The organism is Niastella sp. OAS944 (assembly GCA_024809215.1).
In the GTDB taxonomy this organism is placed as follows: Bacteria; Bacteroidota; Bacteroidia; order Chitinophagales; family Chitinophagaceae; genus Niastella.
This window is the reverse complement of the sequence record JANUBW010000012.1, coordinates 229,409-247,598: the sequence shown is the minus strand read 5'-3', so window position 1 is coordinate 247,598 and position 18,190 is coordinate 229,409. Positions and strand designations below refer to the sequence as shown.

General features: G+C 42.9%; 12 protein-coding genes. 10 read left to right on the top strand and 2 right to left on the bottom strand.

All coding sequences use genetic code 11. The features are described from left to right. Positions 1-246: 246 nt before the first annotated feature. From GGD38_RS33680 to GGD38_RS33635, 10 genes are all read left to right on the top strand, one after another. On the top strand, positions 247-1,578 hold the full coding sequence (locus GGD38_RS33680) for a sugar porter family MFS transporter (protein WP_375302504.1): 1,332 nt from the start codon (positions 247-249) through the stop codon (positions 1,576-1,578). 30 nt (positions 1,579-1,608) lie between these two features. Next, positions 1,609-2,514, top strand: coding sequence for a carbohydrate kinase (locus tag GGD38_RS33675; RefSeq protein ID WP_375302503.1), 906 nt, complete (start codon positions 1,609-1,611; stop codon positions 2,512-2,514). Between the two features lie 37 nt (positions 2,515-2,551). Continuing rightward, positions 2,552-5,689, top strand: a complete 3,138-nt coding sequence (locus tag GGD38_RS33670; RefSeq protein ID WP_375302502.1) for a SusC/RagA family TonB-linked outer membrane protein — start codon at positions 2,552-2,554, stop codon at positions 5,687-5,689. Positions 5,690-5,711: 22 nt separating this feature from the next. Then, positions 5,712-7,418, top strand: coding sequence for a RagB/SusD family nutrient uptake outer membrane protein (locus tag GGD38_RS33665; RefSeq protein WP_375302501.1), 1,707 nt, complete (start codon positions 5,712-5,714; stop codon positions 7,416-7,418). Positions 7,419-7,609: 191 nt separating this feature from the next. Further along, the gene (locus GGD38_RS33660; protein ID WP_375302500.1) at positions 7,610-9,133 is read left to right on the top strand and encodes a glycoside hydrolase family 32 protein; all 1,524 of its coding nucleotides are present in this window, start codon (positions 7,610-7,612) and stop codon (positions 9,131-9,133) included. Between the two features lie 45 nt (positions 9,134-9,178). Next, positions 9,179-11,206 carry a glycoside hydrolase family 65 protein gene (locus tag GGD38_RS33655; RefSeq protein WP_375302499.1) on the top strand — a complete coding sequence of 676 codons (2,028 nt, stop codon included), beginning with the start codon at positions 9,179-9,181 and terminating at the stop codon, positions 11,204-11,206. 89 nt (positions 11,207-11,295) lie between these two features. Then, the gene (locus GGD38_RS33650; RefSeq protein ID WP_375302498.1) at positions 11,296-11,616 is read left to right on the top strand and encodes a hypothetical protein; all 321 of its coding nucleotides are present in this window, start codon (positions 11,296-11,298) and stop codon (positions 11,614-11,616) included. Between the two features lie 136 nt (positions 11,617-11,752). Then, the gene (locus GGD38_RS33645; protein WP_375302497.1) at positions 11,753-12,124 is read left to right on the top strand and encodes a BlaI/MecI/CopY family transcriptional regulator; all 372 of its coding nucleotides are present in this window, start codon (positions 11,753-11,755) and stop codon (positions 12,122-12,124) included. Between the two features lie 5 nt (positions 12,125-12,129). Then, positions 12,130-13,650 carry a M56 family metallopeptidase gene (locus tag GGD38_RS33640; RefSeq protein ID WP_375302496.1) on the top strand — a complete coding sequence of 507 codons (1,521 nt, stop codon included), beginning with the start codon at positions 12,130-12,132 and terminating at the stop codon, positions 13,648-13,650. Positions 13,651-13,788: 138 nt separating this feature from the next. Further along, positions 13,789-16,188, top strand: a complete 2,400-nt coding sequence (locus GGD38_RS33635; RefSeq protein ID WP_375302495.1) for an ABC transporter permease — start codon at positions 13,789-13,791, stop codon at positions 16,186-16,188. A gap of 79 nt (positions 16,189-16,267) precedes the next feature. On the opposite strand, the gene GGD38_RS33630 is transcribed toward GGD38_RS33635, so the two are convergent. Then, entirely contained in the window at positions 16,268-17,143 is an 876-nt protein-coding gene (locus GGD38_RS33630) for a hypothetical protein (protein ID WP_375302494.1), read from the bottom strand. 182 nt (positions 17,144-17,325) lie between these two features. After that, positions 17,326-18,039 (bottom strand): 2OG-Fe(II) oxygenase, encoded by a 714-nt coding sequence (locus tag GGD38_RS33625; protein WP_375302493.1) that lies wholly within the window; start codon positions 18,037-18,039, stop codon positions 17,326-17,328. Positions 18,040-18,190: the final 151 nt, after the last annotated feature.

Here is an 18,190-nt window from a genome sequence, read left to right as displayed (position 1 = left end):
GTTGCCTTTTTTTCAAATTCGTTCAGCCCTTATTTTTTGAGGCCATCCAATGATATTTTTTTAGAAAAAGCAGGTACAAATTTTGAAAAAGCCATGGGCCAACGGCCAATGATGGTTTTGTAAATGTTTGAAAGTCATTTAATTGATGTTTTGAATGCGCTGATACAAATTCAAACCTTTTTGAAACGATAATGGAAGGCAAAAGGGGCTGGCGACCGCCATATTTGTGGCAGAAATTATTGCCATATGCATAAAAGGAAAGTGTTTCTTTGGTCGGTTGTTATTGCCCTCGGCGGCTTTCTCTTTGGATTTGATACAGCGGTTATTTCCGGCGCTGAACAGTCCATACAAAAATACTGGGCCCTCAATACCGTTCAACATGGTTTCACCGTATCCATTGCTTTAATAGGAACTATCATCGGTGCTCTGCTGGGATCTGTACCCTCTGACAAACTGGGTCGTAAAAAAACATTGTATTTAATTGCTTTTATATACCTGGTATCTTCTATTGGTACAGCCATGGCCGGCAGCTGGTATATGTTTTTAGCCTTTCGCTTTTTAGGCGGCCTGGGCGTTGGCGCGTCATCTGTTACCGCACCTATTTATATTTCAGAAATATCACCGGCCGAAAGAAGGGGAAAACTGGTGGCTTTGTTCCAGTTCAATATTGTGTTTGGCATAGTAGTGTCTTACTTTTCTAATTATTTAATTGGCCAAACAGGTGAAAACGCCTGGCGGTTGATGCTGGGCATACAGGCGGTTCCTTCCGCTGTTTTTTGTATCCTGTTGCGGTTTGTACCCGAAAGCCCAAGATGGCTCATCATGAAAAAGAACAAAGTGGAAGAGGCCCGTAAAATATTTGCCATCATCAATCCTGCAACGGCCGATAAAATAATTACCGAAATAGAGGCGACAGATAAAGAAGAAAAAGCTGTTCTGCAAAAAGATCCTTTGTTCTCTAAACGATATAGAACACCCGTTATGCTGGCTATATTGTTTGCGGTGTTCAACCAGGTGTCGGGCATCAATGCCATTATTTATTATTCACCCCGCATTTTTGAAATGACGGGCCTGGGCGAAAGCTCCTCTTTATTATCAACAGCAGGGTTGGGGCTCATCAACTTTACGTTTACGTTATTGGCCATGAACTTTATCGATCGCATTGGCCGAAGAACATTGATGCTGATCGGGTCGCTGGGATTGATCTTTACCCTGGCCATGGTTTCCTGGTCATTTTATGCCGAAAGTTTTAACGGCTTTATGGTACCGGTGTTCTTATTTATATATATCGCCTTTTTTGCTTTTTCGCAGGGCGCCGTTATATGGGTTTTTATTTCAGAAATATTTCCCAACCAGGTAAGGGCTAAAGGCCAAACACTGGGAAGCACTACCCATTGGGTAATGGCGGCCGCAATTGCATTTTCCTTTCCGTATCTCGCTGAAAAAGCCGGTGGTGGTAATACTTTTCTTTTCTTCTGTATCATGATGTGCATCCAGCTGATTTTTGTGTGGAAGGTAATGCCGGAAACAAAAGGCAGATCGCTGGAGCAGATAGAACATACGCTTGTGCTGCATTAAACAGACTGAATAACATCAAAAACGATTGCTATGCCCGATACAAAAAAAGTTGTTTGTTTTGGTGAGATCTTATGGGATATACTTCCTGCAGGAGCGGTGCCTGGCGGCGCTCCTATGAATGTAGCCTATCATCTTCGCAAACTGGGGTTAAACCCCGGAATTGTAACCCGTGTGGGTATCGATGACCGCGGTAAAAAACTAATTGATCTGTTGAATGAAAATGGTATCAGCACCGATCATATTCAACTCGACTACGATATTCCTACCGGTATTGTGAATGCTGTTGCTAACGCGCATGGCGAAATGCAATATGATATTGTGGCGCCGGCCGCCTGGGACTTTATTGCGTTAGACGATGCTACGCTTGACCTGGTAAAAGAGGCCAGTCATTTCATCTTTGGCAGCCTGGTGAACCGCAATGCCGTTAGCAGAAATACACTGTTTACCTTATTGGAAACCGCACAACAAAAAGTACTTGACATCAACCTGCGCCCGCCACATTTTGATAGGCGCCTGGTAGAAGACCTGTTGCGCCATGCTGATATGGTTAAGATGAATATTGCAGAACTGGAACTGATCACCGGTTGGTTTGCCAGTTATAAAGATATTAATGACCGCATTAATGTTATACAGGACCGGTTCAAAATTCCTTCTATCATTGTTACCATGGGTGGCGATGGCGCCATAGTTGATATAGCCGGAGAACGCTATAAACATAACGGTTACGTGGTTGAGGTAGCCGATACTATTGGGAGCGGTGATGCATTTCTGGCTGCTTTTATTTTCAAACAATTAAATAACGACGGGCCCGCAGCGTCGCTGGCATTTGCCAGTGCACTGGGTGCATTGGTAGCTTCTAAAACCGGTGGCTGGCCCGCTTACGAAATAGCCGATATACAAAACCTCGCTGCTTCACAAAACGCTGCTTTTATATAACGATCCTAATTTTTCAAGCTTTAAATTAATTGCCATTATGAGACGGTTGATCTTCATGCTTCCAATGCTATTGCTGGCAGTAATTTCTACTGCACAGCAAAAAACAGTGACCGGTGTAGTTACAGCAAAATCAGATAAAACACCATTGCAAGGTGTTTCTGTTCAATCAAAAAACAAAACGGTACTTACTGACGAAATGGGGAAGTTTTCCATTGAAGCGGCGCCGGGCGATGAGCTCACATTATCGTTTGTGGGAAGAAAACCCATAGCACTTAAGGTTACCAGCGGCACGCTGCACTATGCTGTTGAGATGGAAGTAAGCTCCGTTGAACAGGATGTGATAGTGGTTACCGGTTATACCTCGCAACGTAAAAAAGATTTAACAGGTGCGGTAGCTGTTGTTGACCTAACACCTGTAAAGAACAACAGTTCGGGTAATACCATGCAGGCATTACAAGGGCGCGTGGCTGGTTTGTATATTGAAAAGAACGGGGGCTCGCCCAATGGAAGTAATTCCCGGATCCTTATAAGGGGATCGAACACATTGGGCGTAAATGATCCGTTATATATTATAGATGGCATACCTACTACCAGGCCCGAAGTATTTCAAAACCTCGATCCGGCGGTTATTGCTTCGGTACAGGTGTTAAAAGACGCTTCCGCTGCTTCGGTATATGGCGCACGCGCCTCCAACGGCGTTATCATTGTTACCACAAAAAATGGCGGTAATACAAACGGCAAAGTAAACCTTCAGTTTAATAGTAGCATTTCAGCACAGTCAGAAAAATCCGTAAGGTTCAATATGCTGAACTCGGTAGACAGAGGCCGGGCTTTATGGCAGGCTTCGGTTAACGATAAGCAAGACCCCGTTGCAGCCTATGGTGAGATCTATGCGTTTGACTGGAATAACGACTATAATAATCCCGTTTTAAATAATGTAACCGTTAAACCCTTTGTAGGCGGTGATCCTAATACACCGGCAGGCAATACCGACTGGCAGGATGTAATGTATAAAACCGGTATTGTAACCAATAACAGTTTAACAGCTTCTGCCGGTAACAAAAATTCATCGCTTGAAATTAACGTGGGTTATTTAAAGAACACGGGTATGTTGCGTTATACCGGTTACGAGCGCATGAGTGGTAGTATAAACGCCATAACAAAGGCGTTTGATGGCAAGGCAGTGTTTGGGGCAAACATACGGGTGGCCAACTCAAATGAAACATTAACCTCGCGCGATATTGGTGGCGCCACTACAACCGGCCTTGCGGTAACGTTAGCGCCTACCATCCCGGTATATCAAAATGACGGTGTAACCTTTGCAGGCGCATCGGGCGGTGGTTACTCCGACAGAAATAACCCATTGCACATGCAATATTTGTCGCGGTGGGATAATGCCAACAGACTCTCTACATTCGGTAGTGTGTTTGCAGAAGTACAGCCCATCAAAAACCTGTATTTCAGATCAACACTGGGCGCCGACTATGCAACCTATTTGAACAAAACCATTTTGCCTACTTTTACAGAAGGCGCTTTTAACAGAACTACCAATAGCCTTACATTAGATCAGAACAGGTATTTGAGCTACACCTTTTCAAATACTATTCGCTACAACTGGAATGTGAACGATCGACACAGTTTAAAATTCCTGGCAGGTACTGAATATATAAAAACTGATCTTAATTATCAGAATAACAAAAAAGAAGGTTTTGCTATTCAAAATGAAGACTACTTTACCCTGAGCTCAGGAACGGGGAACAGCTATATGTCGGGCGGTTCAACCGGCAACCGGTTGTACTCATTATTCGGGCGCATCGATTACAATTTCTCTGATAAATATTTAGCTGCCGTTACACTTCGGCGTGATGGATCATCCCGTTTTGGCGCCAATAACCGGTATGGTATTTTCCCCGCTGCATCGGCCGGCTGGCGAATAGATAGGGAAGCGTTCATGAGCAAACAGAAACTATTTACTGAATTAAAACTACGGGCCGGTATAGGCAGGGTAGGTAACCAGCAAATTGGCGACCTGGCGCGTTACTTACTCTTTGAACCAAGATATGGTACGTCACAAAATCAATTAACACCCGGCTTTTGGGAGCAGTATATGAACATAGGCACTGCCTATTCTTTATCGGGCGCCAATACAGGTACACTACTTTCAGGTTTTGTACAAACACAGGCCGAAAACCCTGATCTGAAATGGGAAACAACCGATGAAGTAAATGCGGGCATTGACTTTGCCTTCCTTCAAAATAAAATTTACGGATCGTTCGATTACTTTTCACGCAAAACAACCGGCATTTTAATTACGCCACCCGTAGCATCGGCGTTGGGCGAAGGGCAAACCAGGGCAGTGAATGGTGCATCGAAAGCAAACAGGGGCTGGGAAATGGTGATAGGTTATCAGGGCGAAAGAAGAGGAGATCTTCGATATGATGTAAAACTGAATTTCGCTCACTTCAGAGATAAGATCACAGAGTTGCCCGAAAGCGTACGACCTGCTTATGCCGGCAACCTGGTAAGCACCATTATCGGTCACTCACAGTTTGATCTTTTCGGTTATAAAACAAATGGCATTTTTCAATCGCAGGAAGAAGTAACCAAGGCGCCCACACAAATAGGAGCCGGCCCCGGAAGGATCCGGTATGTAGACATTAACAACGATGGCGTTATCAATGATCTCGACAGGACCTGGATAGGTACTACCCTCCCTAAACTGGAATATGGCATCAGGATCGACCTTACGTATAAACAATTTGATCTGTCGTTATTTGGTTCGGGTATAGCAGGCCGAAAAGGGTACGACGTATATACAGTATTCAATAACCTGATGAAGAGTCGCGAGAATGTAGGCCCCGGTGTATTTGATGCATGGACACCGCAACATACAAATACAAGTATTCCCGCTTTAACGCTTAAGGATAATAATAACGAAGGCCGCACTTCTGATTATTTCATGGTTAGCACCTCGTATTTCAAAATGCGGAATATTCAACTGGGCTATAACCTAAAGGCCAAAGCCATTTTTACATCGTTACGTTTATATGCAATGGCTGAGAACCTGTTCTGGTTTAAAAGCAAAAGTTACCAGAGCCCCGATCCTGAAAGGATAGATCTTGATCCTATACCAGTGCCTAAAACATTTACATTCGGTGTAAACGCATCTTTTTAATTAACCACAAATCAACTTAAAAATGAACAACAAATATATACCGGCCTGTATAGCCCTGGCCTTATTGTTTTTCGGTTCCTGCAAAAAGCAATTAGATTATGTGCCAACCGGCGTATTGTCGTCTGCCGATCTGAAATCGCCAACCGCTGTTGAGGGATTGGTTACAGCAGCCTACGCTGCCATAGGTAATGGCGATATGATTGGCCCTATTTATAGTATGTGGGCTTATGGAAGTGTACGATCTGATGATGCCTATAAAGGCGGGGGCGGTACAGGTGATGTAGGCGAAGTAGATGCGATGGAACATTATAACCTGGTAACACCAACGATGGAGTCGTTTGTTTCGCGTACCTGGAAGAATTTATTCAAATCTGTTTCCAGGGCTAATGTGGCGCTGCGTGCAGTTAATAACCTTACGGATGCCGAATTTCCGCAAAAAAAATCAAGACTGGCCGAGCTGAAGTTTTTAAGAGCGCATAGCTATTTTACCATGAAACTCTTATACGGCAATATTCCCATCTTTGATGAAAGCGCCACGGCCGATGATATTTTAAAAGTATCAAACGATCTTTCATGGGAAGAATCGTGGAATAAGATTGCCAGTGATTTTCAGTTTGCAGTTGATAACTTACCTGCAACCCAAACAGAGATCGGCAGACCAAATAAATTTTCAGCACAGGCTTACCTGGCAAAACTAAGGCTGTTTCAGGCGTACGAGCAAAACACCGCCCATAAGGTAATTAATATCAATGCTGCAAGATTACAGGAAGTGGTTGATCTGTGCCAGTCGGTTATTTCATCGGGCAAATATTCATTAAGCGCCGATATTGCCAATAATTTTTTGCCTGAGACTGAGAACGGACCAGAATCGGTATTTGCCATTCAATTCACGATCAATGACGGTACAACAGCCGGAAGGTTGAATTATGAAGATGGACTGAACTATCCACATGGCGCGCCGCAATATGGATGCTGCGGTTTTCATGCGGCCAGTCAGAACCTGGTAAATGCTTATACAACCAATGCAAGTGGTTTGCCTAACTTTACTACCTTTAATAACAGCATCGCTAATTTAAATACGGCAACTGTTGATGTACGTATTGATCATACGGTTGGTATTGACGGGCATGTTTATAAGTATGATAATACAAAGCTTTTCAGCAATAGCTGGGTACGCGATGCCGGTGTATATGGTAATTTTCATACCATGCGTAATCAACAGGCGGCAACCAGTTCGTCTTATTTCAAAAACGGCCCATTCATGGGTGTTGCAAAAAATTACGATATTCTGCGGTACGATGAAGTGTTGCTGATACAGGCAGAAGCCTACATCGAGTTGGGGCAGCCAGATAAGGCCCTGCCGTTGATCAATCAAATAAGGACCCGTGCCGCTGCCAGTACCGGCAAACTGAAAAAGGTGGATGGAACGTTTGCTTCAAATTATAATATTCAACCTTATTCTGCTGTAGGTTTTACGCAGGGGTATGCACGTACTGCATTGCAGTGGGAGCGACGTCTTGAATTTGCAACCGAAGGGCAACGGTTCTTTGATCTGGTAAGATGGGGAATTGCCGCCCAGGTTTTAAATGACTATATAAGCGTTGAAAAAAGCCGGAGAACATTTTTAGCAACCGCTGTATTTACAGCAGGACGAGATGAATATTTACCCATTCCACAATCAGAAATTACGTTCACCAAAGGTCTGTATAAACAAAATCCCGGGTATTAAAGGGAATAAAGTACAGACCTGTAAGGTCCATCATCGGGTCTTGCACATTTGGTATGATGTCTTGGACCTGACAGGTCTTATATTAAAATAGCAGACCTGTCAGGACCGCGTATACCAACTGTTAAGGCTAACTCAAATGGCGGACCTTACAGGTCTTGCGTTAGGTCTAAAAGAGGAATAAAGCTTGCTATATGAATAAAAAAAGATCGTTTTTTGTAACAGCCATCTTTATCTCAGCTGTTTTGGTGCAAACATCAAACGCGCAACCATTGTATAGAGAAATGTATCGTCCGCAGGTTCATTTTTCGCCCAAAGAAAAATGGATGAACGATCCCAATGGTATGGTGTATCATAACGGCGTGTATCACTTGTTTTACCAGCATTATCCCGATAGTACAGTGTGGGGGCCCATGCACTGGGCCCATGCCACCAGCAGGGACCTGGTCCATTGGCAACACGAGCCCATAGCATTATATCCCGATAGTTTGGGGTATATTTTTTCGGGTAGTGCTGTGGTGGATGTTAACAACACATCTGGTTTTGGCAAAGATGGTAAAGTGCCCATGGTAGCCATATTTACCCATCATGACCCAAAAGGGGAGAAGAATGGCAGCGATGTGTTTCAAAATCAAAGTATCGCTTATAGTTTGGATGAGGGAAAAACATGGACGAAGTATGCCGGTAATCCTGTTTTAAAAAATCCGGGGATCCGCGACTTTCGCGATCCAAAAGTGAGTTGGTATGAAGATGGAAAGAAATGGATCATGACCCTGGCTACGCTCGATCATATAACTTTTTATTCATCAAAAGACCTTAAGGGTTGGGTTAAGGAAAGTGAGTTTGGAAAGGAGGCCGGTGCGCATGGCGGTGTGTGGGAGTGCCCCGATCTGTTTACGCTCGATGATAACGGTAAAAAAGTGTGGGTGCTCATCGTAAACCTGAACCCGGGCGGCCCCAATGGCGGATCTGCAACACAATATTTCCTGGGCAATTTTGATGGTAAAACCTTTACTGCTTCGCATGCCGATACGCGATGGTTAGACTACGGCCCTGATGAGTATGCAGGGATCACCTGGGCAAATACAGGCAACCGGAAAATATTTTTAGGGTGGATGAGCAACTGGCAATATGCAAACGTGGTTCCCACAAAAACATGGCGCAATGCCATGACCATACCAAGGGACCTGAAACTAAAGCATGCCGGAGATAAAATTATTATAGCCTCACAGCCGGTGCCGGAACTTTCGGCCATTCAGTCAAAGCCCATTGTTGTGCAAAATGTCAATGTGACCAGGCCTGTTGATCTTGCTTCAAAAACGGGAAAGATCACGTTCCCCTGCAGGCTTAACCTGGCGCTGGTTGAGGTAAAAGATCTTTCATTGGCAATAGCTAACGATGCCGGTGAGGAGGTAGTGATAGGTTATGATAAAAAGCAGAATCAGTATTTTATTGATCGCAGCAGATCGGGTAGATCTGACTTTCAAAAAGATTTTGCTTCGCGGCATATTGCTCCACGTTTTAGTGACAAGGGAAAAATGGATCTTTCATTAGTGATAGATGTAAGTTCTGTGGAATTATTTGCCGATGACGGATCAACGGTAATGACGGAAATTTTCTTTCCCAATAAACCTTATAGCAAAATACGTCTACAGTCAACGGATAACGCTGTCATTAAAAAGCTGGAATATATAAGCTTTAAAAGTATCTGGAAATAGATTAATCAAAAAAATGTATTAATTTATGATCCAATCCCACAAAATATGAAATGCCTGTCATGCCTGTTGTTATTGGGTTTTGTTCAGTATGCTGTATTAGCCCAGGATCCCTGGAAAATAAAAGCTTCAACCGTCGATCCCGCTAACTATTATGGTATCACTGTGGCCAATGGCATGATAGGCATTGTTTCTTCGCCCGAACCTTTTAAAGTAAAGGATGTAGTATTGGCAGGCGCATATGATCTGTATGGACGAGGCAGGGTGAGCAACTTTTTGAAAAGTTTTAACCTGCTCAATATGTCCCTTGACGTTGATGGTAAACGCATCGGTAGTAAAGAAGTTACCAATATGCAACAGGAGCTGGACATGCAAAGGGCCAGCTTTACCACCCAATTTGATTATACCGGTAAAGCAGCTGTTTCCTATACCTACTATTCTTTACGCCATTTACCATATACGGTATTGATGGACATTAGCATTACGGCGAAAAAAGATATAAACATCACCGGCGCCAGTGTTATGGAAGCACCCGATGCGTTGAAGGATGTACAGAACTACTATAATGAAATTGACAGACCGCATGTAGTTATCAGTTTATTGACATCTTCAGCTAAAAGTCCTACCGGAAAGTTGCTGATGTGTGCCAGTAATACGTTTTTATTCAGCGAGCCGCACGGACAGGAGCCAAGGGTGATTCACGAAATGTGGGACAATAACATGCACCTGATGAAGTTCAGCAAGCAGATAAAAGCCGGTGAAACCTATCGTTTTACTATAGCCGGTTCATCAATTACCTCTGCGCATCACGATGATCCTTTGAATGAAGCAGAAAGGGCCACCATTTTCGCGAAGCTGGAAGGCAGGGAGCGACTGATCAATTTTCACAATAATGTCTGGAATGAGTTATGGAAAAGCGATATACAAATTGATGGTGATGCACAAAGTCAGCAGGATATCCACAGCATGTTGTATCATCTGTATTCATTTACCCGCGAAGGAACAGCCTTATCACCTTCACCAATGGGCCTAAGCGGACTTGGTTATAACGGACATGTGTTTTGGGATACGGAATTGTGGATGTACCCGGCTGTATTGGTATTGCATCCTGAGATGGCAAAGAGTATGGTAGAATACAGGTTTCAACGCCTGGAGGCTGCAAAACGAAATGCATTCAGCAAAGGATATAAGGGGGCTATGTTTCCGTGGGAAAGCGCTGAAACGGGTGTTGAAGAAACACCTGTTTGGGCATTGAGCGGGCCTTTTGAACATCACATCACCGCCTGTGTAGCCATAGCCGCATGGAATTACTATTGTGTAACGCAGGATAAAACCTGGTTGCGCGAAAAAGGCTGGCCCATACTTTCTGCAACGGCCGATTTTTGGGCCAGTCGTGTTGAAAGAAATGGCCCGGGGAAATATGATATTAAAAATGTTGTTGCTGCCGATGAGTGGGCCGAGAATGTAGATAATAATGCATTCACCAATGCAGCGGCCAAAGTAAATCTTCAACTAGCTACAGAAGCGGCGAAGATACTGGGTATAGCACCTAATGCCGATTGGATGCATGTAGCCGGTAATATCCCCATATTAAAAATGGAGGATGGTGTAACAAAAGAGCATGCAGCCTACAAAGGAGAAGGCATAAAACAGGCGGATGTGAATTTGCTGGCTTACCCGTTAAAGCAAATAACAGATGCTGCACAGGTAAAAAAAGATCTTGAGTATTACGAATCGCGGGTGCCCGATGAGGGAACACCCGCTATGACCCAGGCCATCTTTACTTTGTTGTATGCAAGATTGGGTAATAAGGAGAAGGCCTTTCATTGGTTTAAAGATGCTTACCTGCCCAACCTCAATCCGCCATTCAGGGTCATTGCAGAATCAAAGGGTGGAACCAATCCATATTTTGCTACAGGTGCAGGCGGCATATTACAAAGTGTGATGATGGGGTTTGGCGGATTGGAAATAACACCCAGGGGAATTATACAGGTAAAATCAACCCTGCCGGCAAATTGGAAGAGCCTTACCATTACAGGAGTGGGGCCGGAGAGAAAAACATATATGGTGCGATAATTTTAACATTATTATCTACTTGCGGTATTGAAGATGTTCGATATTATTTTTACCTTTTGTTTATCATTTAATGCCTAAACTTTTATCGAATGAAATATTTACACGCTGTACTAACAGTGATAGCTGTTTGTCTTGTTCTTATTACCCTTGCCGTAACCGGCGTATTGCCTGCTGCCCATGCCCGCGAATCAAATCCGCGCTTTGTTTCTGTTCCTGTTAATGCGGATGGCTCAATAAATGTAAAAATTGTAAAAGCGCAAACAATGGATGTTAATATTAAAGAAGTAAATGGTTCCAATGTTTGGGGGTCAGCGCTTCCAATTACAAGCAGCTCGCCTTTAGATGTGAATGTTAAATATATAGGCGGTAGCGGGGCTACGGTCCCATTGAGTGTTAGGGTGGATAGATGATTGGGTGGAATACATAATTGTATCATTATATATTGCCGGGCTGTTTTGAACAGCCCGGTTTTTTTATTCAAAAGCCGTAAAATAATTTTTATGATCTACTATAAATGTAGTAGATTACATTAAAATATAGTAACCGATGGAGGAAATAACCAAAGCTCAGGAAGAAATATTGCGGGTGTTATGGGAGATCAATGAAGGCGCTGTAGCAGATGTTGTGGAGAACCTGCCTAACCCCAAACCGGCCTATACTACAGTAGCCACCGTGATAAAAGTGTTGGAGAAAAAAGGGTATGTAGCCCACCGCAAGTATGGGAACATCTATGTGTATTACCCGGTTGTTACCAAAAAAGCGTACGCAAAGCACGTAATGAAGGATGCTTACAAAGGGCTTTTTAATGGTTCGTTCCATCAACTGGTGTCTTTTTTTGTAAAGGAAAAAAGCGTGCCCATAAGTGAACTGGAAGAACTAAAGAAACTGATTGAACAGGAGATCAAAAAACAAAAGTAGTGATCATGCAATCATTCCTGGTATATATATTACAGATAGCCGGCTGTGTTAGCGTTGCCTGGCTATTCTATAAAGCGTTGTTGGAGAAAAAGACGCGGGTGAAAACGGTCCGGTTATATTTTATAATTGCCATGGTGGTTTCGTTGCTGGCGCCGCTTAGTCCATTCGCTATTCACACATCACTTCTTACCCAATCAACCCCGGCGGTTACAGATAATTTAAACGGCCCGGTAAATGATGATGCAAAAGGAATTACAAGAGGCCATCAGGTGACGGTGCCCGCGAATTCCCAAACAGGGGAGGGGTGGAGTATGGTGACCACATTATTTTATATATACCTGGCAATAACCGCCTTTTTTTTATTGCGAATTGTGCGTGAGGGGTATTCCCTTGCCCGATGTTATCGAAAGGCAACAAAAGAAAAGTGGAACAATTTGCAACTGGTATGGAATGACAGGTATAAAGCTTCGTTTTCTTTTTTTGGATTGATATTCCTCAATAAAAAGTATTTGACTGCCGACGAACTTGACAAAGTGCTGGCGCATGAAAAAGTACATGCCACCCAGTATCATTCGGCAGATCTGTTGCTGGTGCAGTTGATGTGTGCACTTCTTTGGTTCAATCCGTTTGTTTGGCTAATGCGTAATGCGGTACAATTGGTACATGAATACCTGGCCGATGAAGGCGTGTTGGCGTCGGGCATCGATAAAGTACAATACCAGCAATCGTTGCTGGACCATATAACAGAATCGCGCTTATTTTCTGTTACCTCAACCTTTACACATTCATTAATCAAAAAACGCTTTCTTATGATGTCAGCACAAAAAGCAGCTCCTGTGAGCAAATATCGTTTACTAATACTGATGCCTGTTACCGCACTTATGTTGTTGGGCGTAGCCTGTGTAAACGGGCAAACGGCTTCCGATGCCTCCAGGGTTGTAACAGCTGTTGCGCTTACAAAAGCCAATGTGGTATACATTGGAATTGAAAATCCGGTGAATATTTCTGTATCAGGTTATCCTGCCAGTGCAATAAAAGTAGCTATAGACAATGGCACTATTGAAGGCGAGAACGGCGAGTATATCATTAAAGCAGCCAGACCCGGAAAAGTGCTGGTGACCGTAAAGGCAGATGGAAAAACAGTTCGTGAAAGGGAGCTGAAAGCAAAGTTCCTGCCAGACCCTGTTGTTGCTTTGGCGCCGGCGCGGGAAAGCAGCAATCTTATAAAAGGCGGACGTATATCAAAAGAAGCTTTGTTGCAGGCGGGTGGTGTTATTATCACAGTTGAAAATGCCGATATTGAGGTGCCCATAAAAGTGTTGTCATTTGATCTTAGTGTAATTACCAATAACAATGAGCAGGGAGCATCGGCTGTAAGTAATACAGATAAGTTTTCTACTGACCAGGTTAAACTGATACAATCCCTGAAAAAAGACCAACGGCTTATAGTCGATGATATTACGGCTGCCCTTCCTGATGGAAAAGCGCGGAAATCACCGATGTCGATGGTGTTTACCATTGAGTAGCTACCCAAAAATGAACATTGAATGTATCGAAAACGAACAACAGGTGAATTTGACTTATTAATAACGAAATGAGTGGCAGTTATTTATGAAAAGGAACGGTCCTTGCCAGTTAGCCCGTAACCAATAACTAATGAAGTAATGATAAAAAATTATCTGAAAATAGCCTGGCGTAATATGGCCGCCAATAAGCTATTCACTTCACTAAATATTGCCGGGCTTGGTATTGGAATGTGCGTATGTATAACCCTGTTTGCCTGCATTTCGTACGAGCTGAGTTTTGATCGCATGTATAAAAACTCAAAACATATTTACCGTGTTAACATGCAAACCACTGAGCAATACAATTACCAGGTATGGGCACAGTTACCCAACTCGGTAGGTCCGGCTATTGTTCAAAGCATTCCGCAGGTAAAGTCCATGACCAGGCTTATTAAACATGATTTTGGCGCCAGGGTCTCACTGAAAACCGACGATAAAAATTTCACCGAACAAGGGTTGTACATGGCCGACTCAACGGTGTTCAATCTATTTGATATCAAATTCACAGAGGGCAGCGCACAATCGGCATTTGAGCAACCTAAGTCAATAGTTCTTTCACAGTCGGCAAAGGAAAGATTGTACGGTAAAGGACCGGCATTCGGAAAGATCATCTATGTAAATAACCGCGACACGCTGTATGTTTCGGGTGTGTATGCCGATCTGCCGGCTAACAGCACCATTGATTGCGACATGATCTATAACATTATGGATTCATGGGCCGGTAAATATGTTTATTGGAGTAATGCCAGCTATGAAACCTATTGTCAGCTTCAGCCGGGTGCTAATATAATGCAGGTACAGGCCCAGGCCACAGCGCTGATTGATAAAAACGTAAAAAAGGAAGATAAATATTTCGATAGGTTCATATTTCAACCACTTTCTGATATTCACCTTTATTCCGCAGATATACGTGCAGGTTATTCCGGCAGAATGGGCAACATCACCACCGTAAAAGCATTACTGTTTTTATCGTTGCTGGTATTGATCATTGCCTGTATTAATTATATGAACCTGGCTACTGCGCGTTCACAAAAGCGTGCAAAGGAAATAGGCGTTAATAAAGTTTTGGGTGCCGATAAGGGGCGTTTGCTGGTACTACTTTACACTGAAACCGGTTTACTTACATTTATTGCCATTGTTATTGGCTATGTACTGGCCTTTGCAGCTTTACCGGTTTTCCAAAACGTTACCGGTATTATAGTCAATACTTCGGCATTGTTTGCCACACCTATTATAGTAAGCTTACTGGCTACATGGCTTGTTGTAACCATTCTTGCAGGCAGTTACCCGGCTTTTTCCATGGCGCGCATTTCGCCGCTTGTTTTAATGAACAAGCTTAAGATAAAACATTCCATAGCCGATTTTATTCGCCGGTCGTTGGTGATATTTCAGTTTGCATCTTCCATTATCCTCATTATTTCTGTTATTGTTATTCTTCAGCAGATCAACTATATCAGGAATAAAAACTTAGGGTATAATCCTAAGGGGGTTGTGGCTGTTAGTATAAAAGCAGCAAAAAATGAAAAGCAGGTTGCTACGCTTACGAATGATCTGTATAGGATAGCCGGTGTTGAAAGTATATCGGCTGTTCAATCCATTCCGGGCGATATTGAAAGCGGCAGAAGTATAAGAAGATTGTCAACAGATAAGGAGGGCATGCCGGTAAAAACCTGCAGTACAGATGGGGCAATAGTAAATACCCTGAAGCTAAAGTTACTGGCGGGTAGTTCATTGCCGCCAGCCCTTGCTGCCAGCGATACCAATTGTTATGCCTTGATCAATGAAGCGGTACTTAAATATCTGGGATATAGATCGCCGCAGGATGCCGTTGGAAAATACATTGGTACCGAAATGCTTGATAAAGCCATTGTTACCGGTGTGGTTAAAGATTTTAATTATCAGTCGCTCAAAAATGAAGTAGGTGGCTATGTTTATTATGCAATGAATAAAGCACCAGAGCCGAAGCGAACCTTATTGATCAGGTACAATGCTCAGGAGCTTACCCGCTTTCTTCAACAGGTACAGGATGTGTTTAAGGCCGATATGCCGTATTCAAGTTTTGACTATGAGTTTTTGGATAGTCATGTACAGAATTTATATACCTCTGAGCAGCATACGGCAAAAACGGTTACCGTGTTTTCGATGTTGGCCATATTTATAGCCTGTTTGGGGTTGTTTGGCTTAGCTGCATTTATAGCAGAACAAAGGAAAAAAGAAATAGGCATTCGGAAAGTATTGGGCGCAAGTGTGCCCGGGATCACGAGATTATTAACGGGCGATTTTCTAAAACTGGTGATCATTTCTATTTCGATTGCCTCGCCAGTAGCGTGGTTTCTAATGAATAAATGGCTGATGTCGTTCAGCTACCGGATAAATGTAAATGCCTGGGCATTTGTTGGTGCGGGTTTAACGGCAGTTGCATTTGCATTACTTACCATTAGTTCGCATGCCATAAAAGCGGCTGTGGCTAACCCGGTAAGGAGCTTAAGAAGCGAATAATTTTTCAGTTTGTTTAATTGTCAATAAAAAAGCCTGGAAGATTCTTCTTCCGGGCTTGATTTTGTTTTTCAGATGATGATTATTTTTTCGTATTCGATGCATCCACATAACCCGCCAGCTTCCATATGCTGCTTTGCTTCATAGTTCGGTTGGTTTCAATTTCGTTAGATATAGCATTAATATCTTTTTGAGGGAATACTTTTTTAACCGATTCAACATAGCCATTGCCTAATTTGTTAAGGTCGTCGTAGAAATTTACGGTTACATATTCATATTCCATTTTGGTATCAACCGGCAATATTTTTTCGTATAAACCCCAGCCTTTCAGTATGCCCATGTTCATTCTTTCTTTATGAAGCGGTAAAATTGTTTCTTTCTCCATTTTTATGTAATCTTCTGTTTTACCAGCGGCAGGGTGCATTAGATCTACTTCCATGTATTTGCTGGGCGGGGCATTGGGCGCTTCGTCTGTATGAGCGCCTTGTACGGGTGTGTAAATTTCGCGCCGTACAATATGGCGGCATTCATCAAATTGCGCCTGTACATCGCTGATCATTTTATCGGTCATTTCAGGAAATACTTTCTTATACACGTCTTTGGTAGACATGGGGAAATCGAGCAAAGAAGCCAGGCTACCGGTGATATTTACTGCTGCATAATCAAAATCAGCAGAGGAACCTGTAGGCAATAAAACCTGGTACCAATACCAGCCCAACAGGTTTTGGTTTTTAAATAAATATTCATTCACCTTTTTACCGTATTTCTCAACCAGTTGCCGGTATTGCTCCTGCTTGCCCGGATGCGTTTTGATAAAGTTAACGCCTACATAAATTTGTTGTGGAGGTGTTTGCGAAAACGCTCCGATAGCGGGCAATAACAAAGCAATCATAATAAAAGCAGCAACCAGTTTTGGCAGTCGCCTGCGCGGGGGCAGGGCTTGGTGTTTAGTGTACATATAAGTGTTTTTTAGCTGAGGGAATAGTAACGGGTAGGATTTTGTTCAATAGGGTGAAGGAATGAGCGGCAAGTTAAGGACAAGTCGTTATCTGAACGAGAAACATGATAAATGTCAATTGCTATAACGATCTAAAAAAAAGGCCGGACTAAGCCCGGCCTTTTTTATCTGTTTGGGTTGGTTTAACTAAGCCCATCATGAAATATAATTCCGAGGCTATGCCTGTTGCCATTGTGGAGTGGACTAACGCCATGTTTCATATTTACGCGGTAATAGCCGTGGGTTCCTTTCACCGGGCGGAAATTAGTTGTAAAGATGATCATATCGCCACGATTGGGTTTTAATACATTTGCTTTGGATTGAGCGCGGGGTATTTGTTCTGTTATTACAAATTCACCACCGGTATAATCCTTGTCAACCTGGTCAAGCATAAAAACCATTTGCATGGGAAAGTAAATATCACCATAAAGGTCCTGATGCAACGTATTAAAACCGCCTTCGCCATATTTTAAAATAAGCACTGTAGGTTTTTCCTGTCCGTGTTCCCAGCACAATTTCTTCATTGCCTGATGTGTATCGGGGAATTTCTTACCAATATTCAACTCCTGCATCCACTGATTGGCAACCGGCGCTATTTCTGCATATACTTTTTCCCGCATTGTTGTGATCAATTCCGGCAATGGGTACTGAAAATATTTATACTCGCCCTTGCCGAAACGATATCGCTCCATGGTGATCGTTTTACGGTAAGTATCGTCTGCGTCATATTCTGCGATCAACGCATTGCATTCCTTTTCGTTCAGAACATTTCTAACAATAACAAAACCTTTATCATGTAACTCCTTTGTGATTGCCTGCCAGTTCTTAGTTGATAATCGCGTTTCTATATTTTCCATAATAATGTAATGAGTGGTAAAATTAGCTTTAACGTAGAACCCGAAGAATCCGAAAATTGCGATCTTTTTCAATACACAGATCGTGTATGCATGCCGTTTTTTGCTTATTTTGAATAGAATTGTAATTGACTGGAATGTAAAATAATAAGCA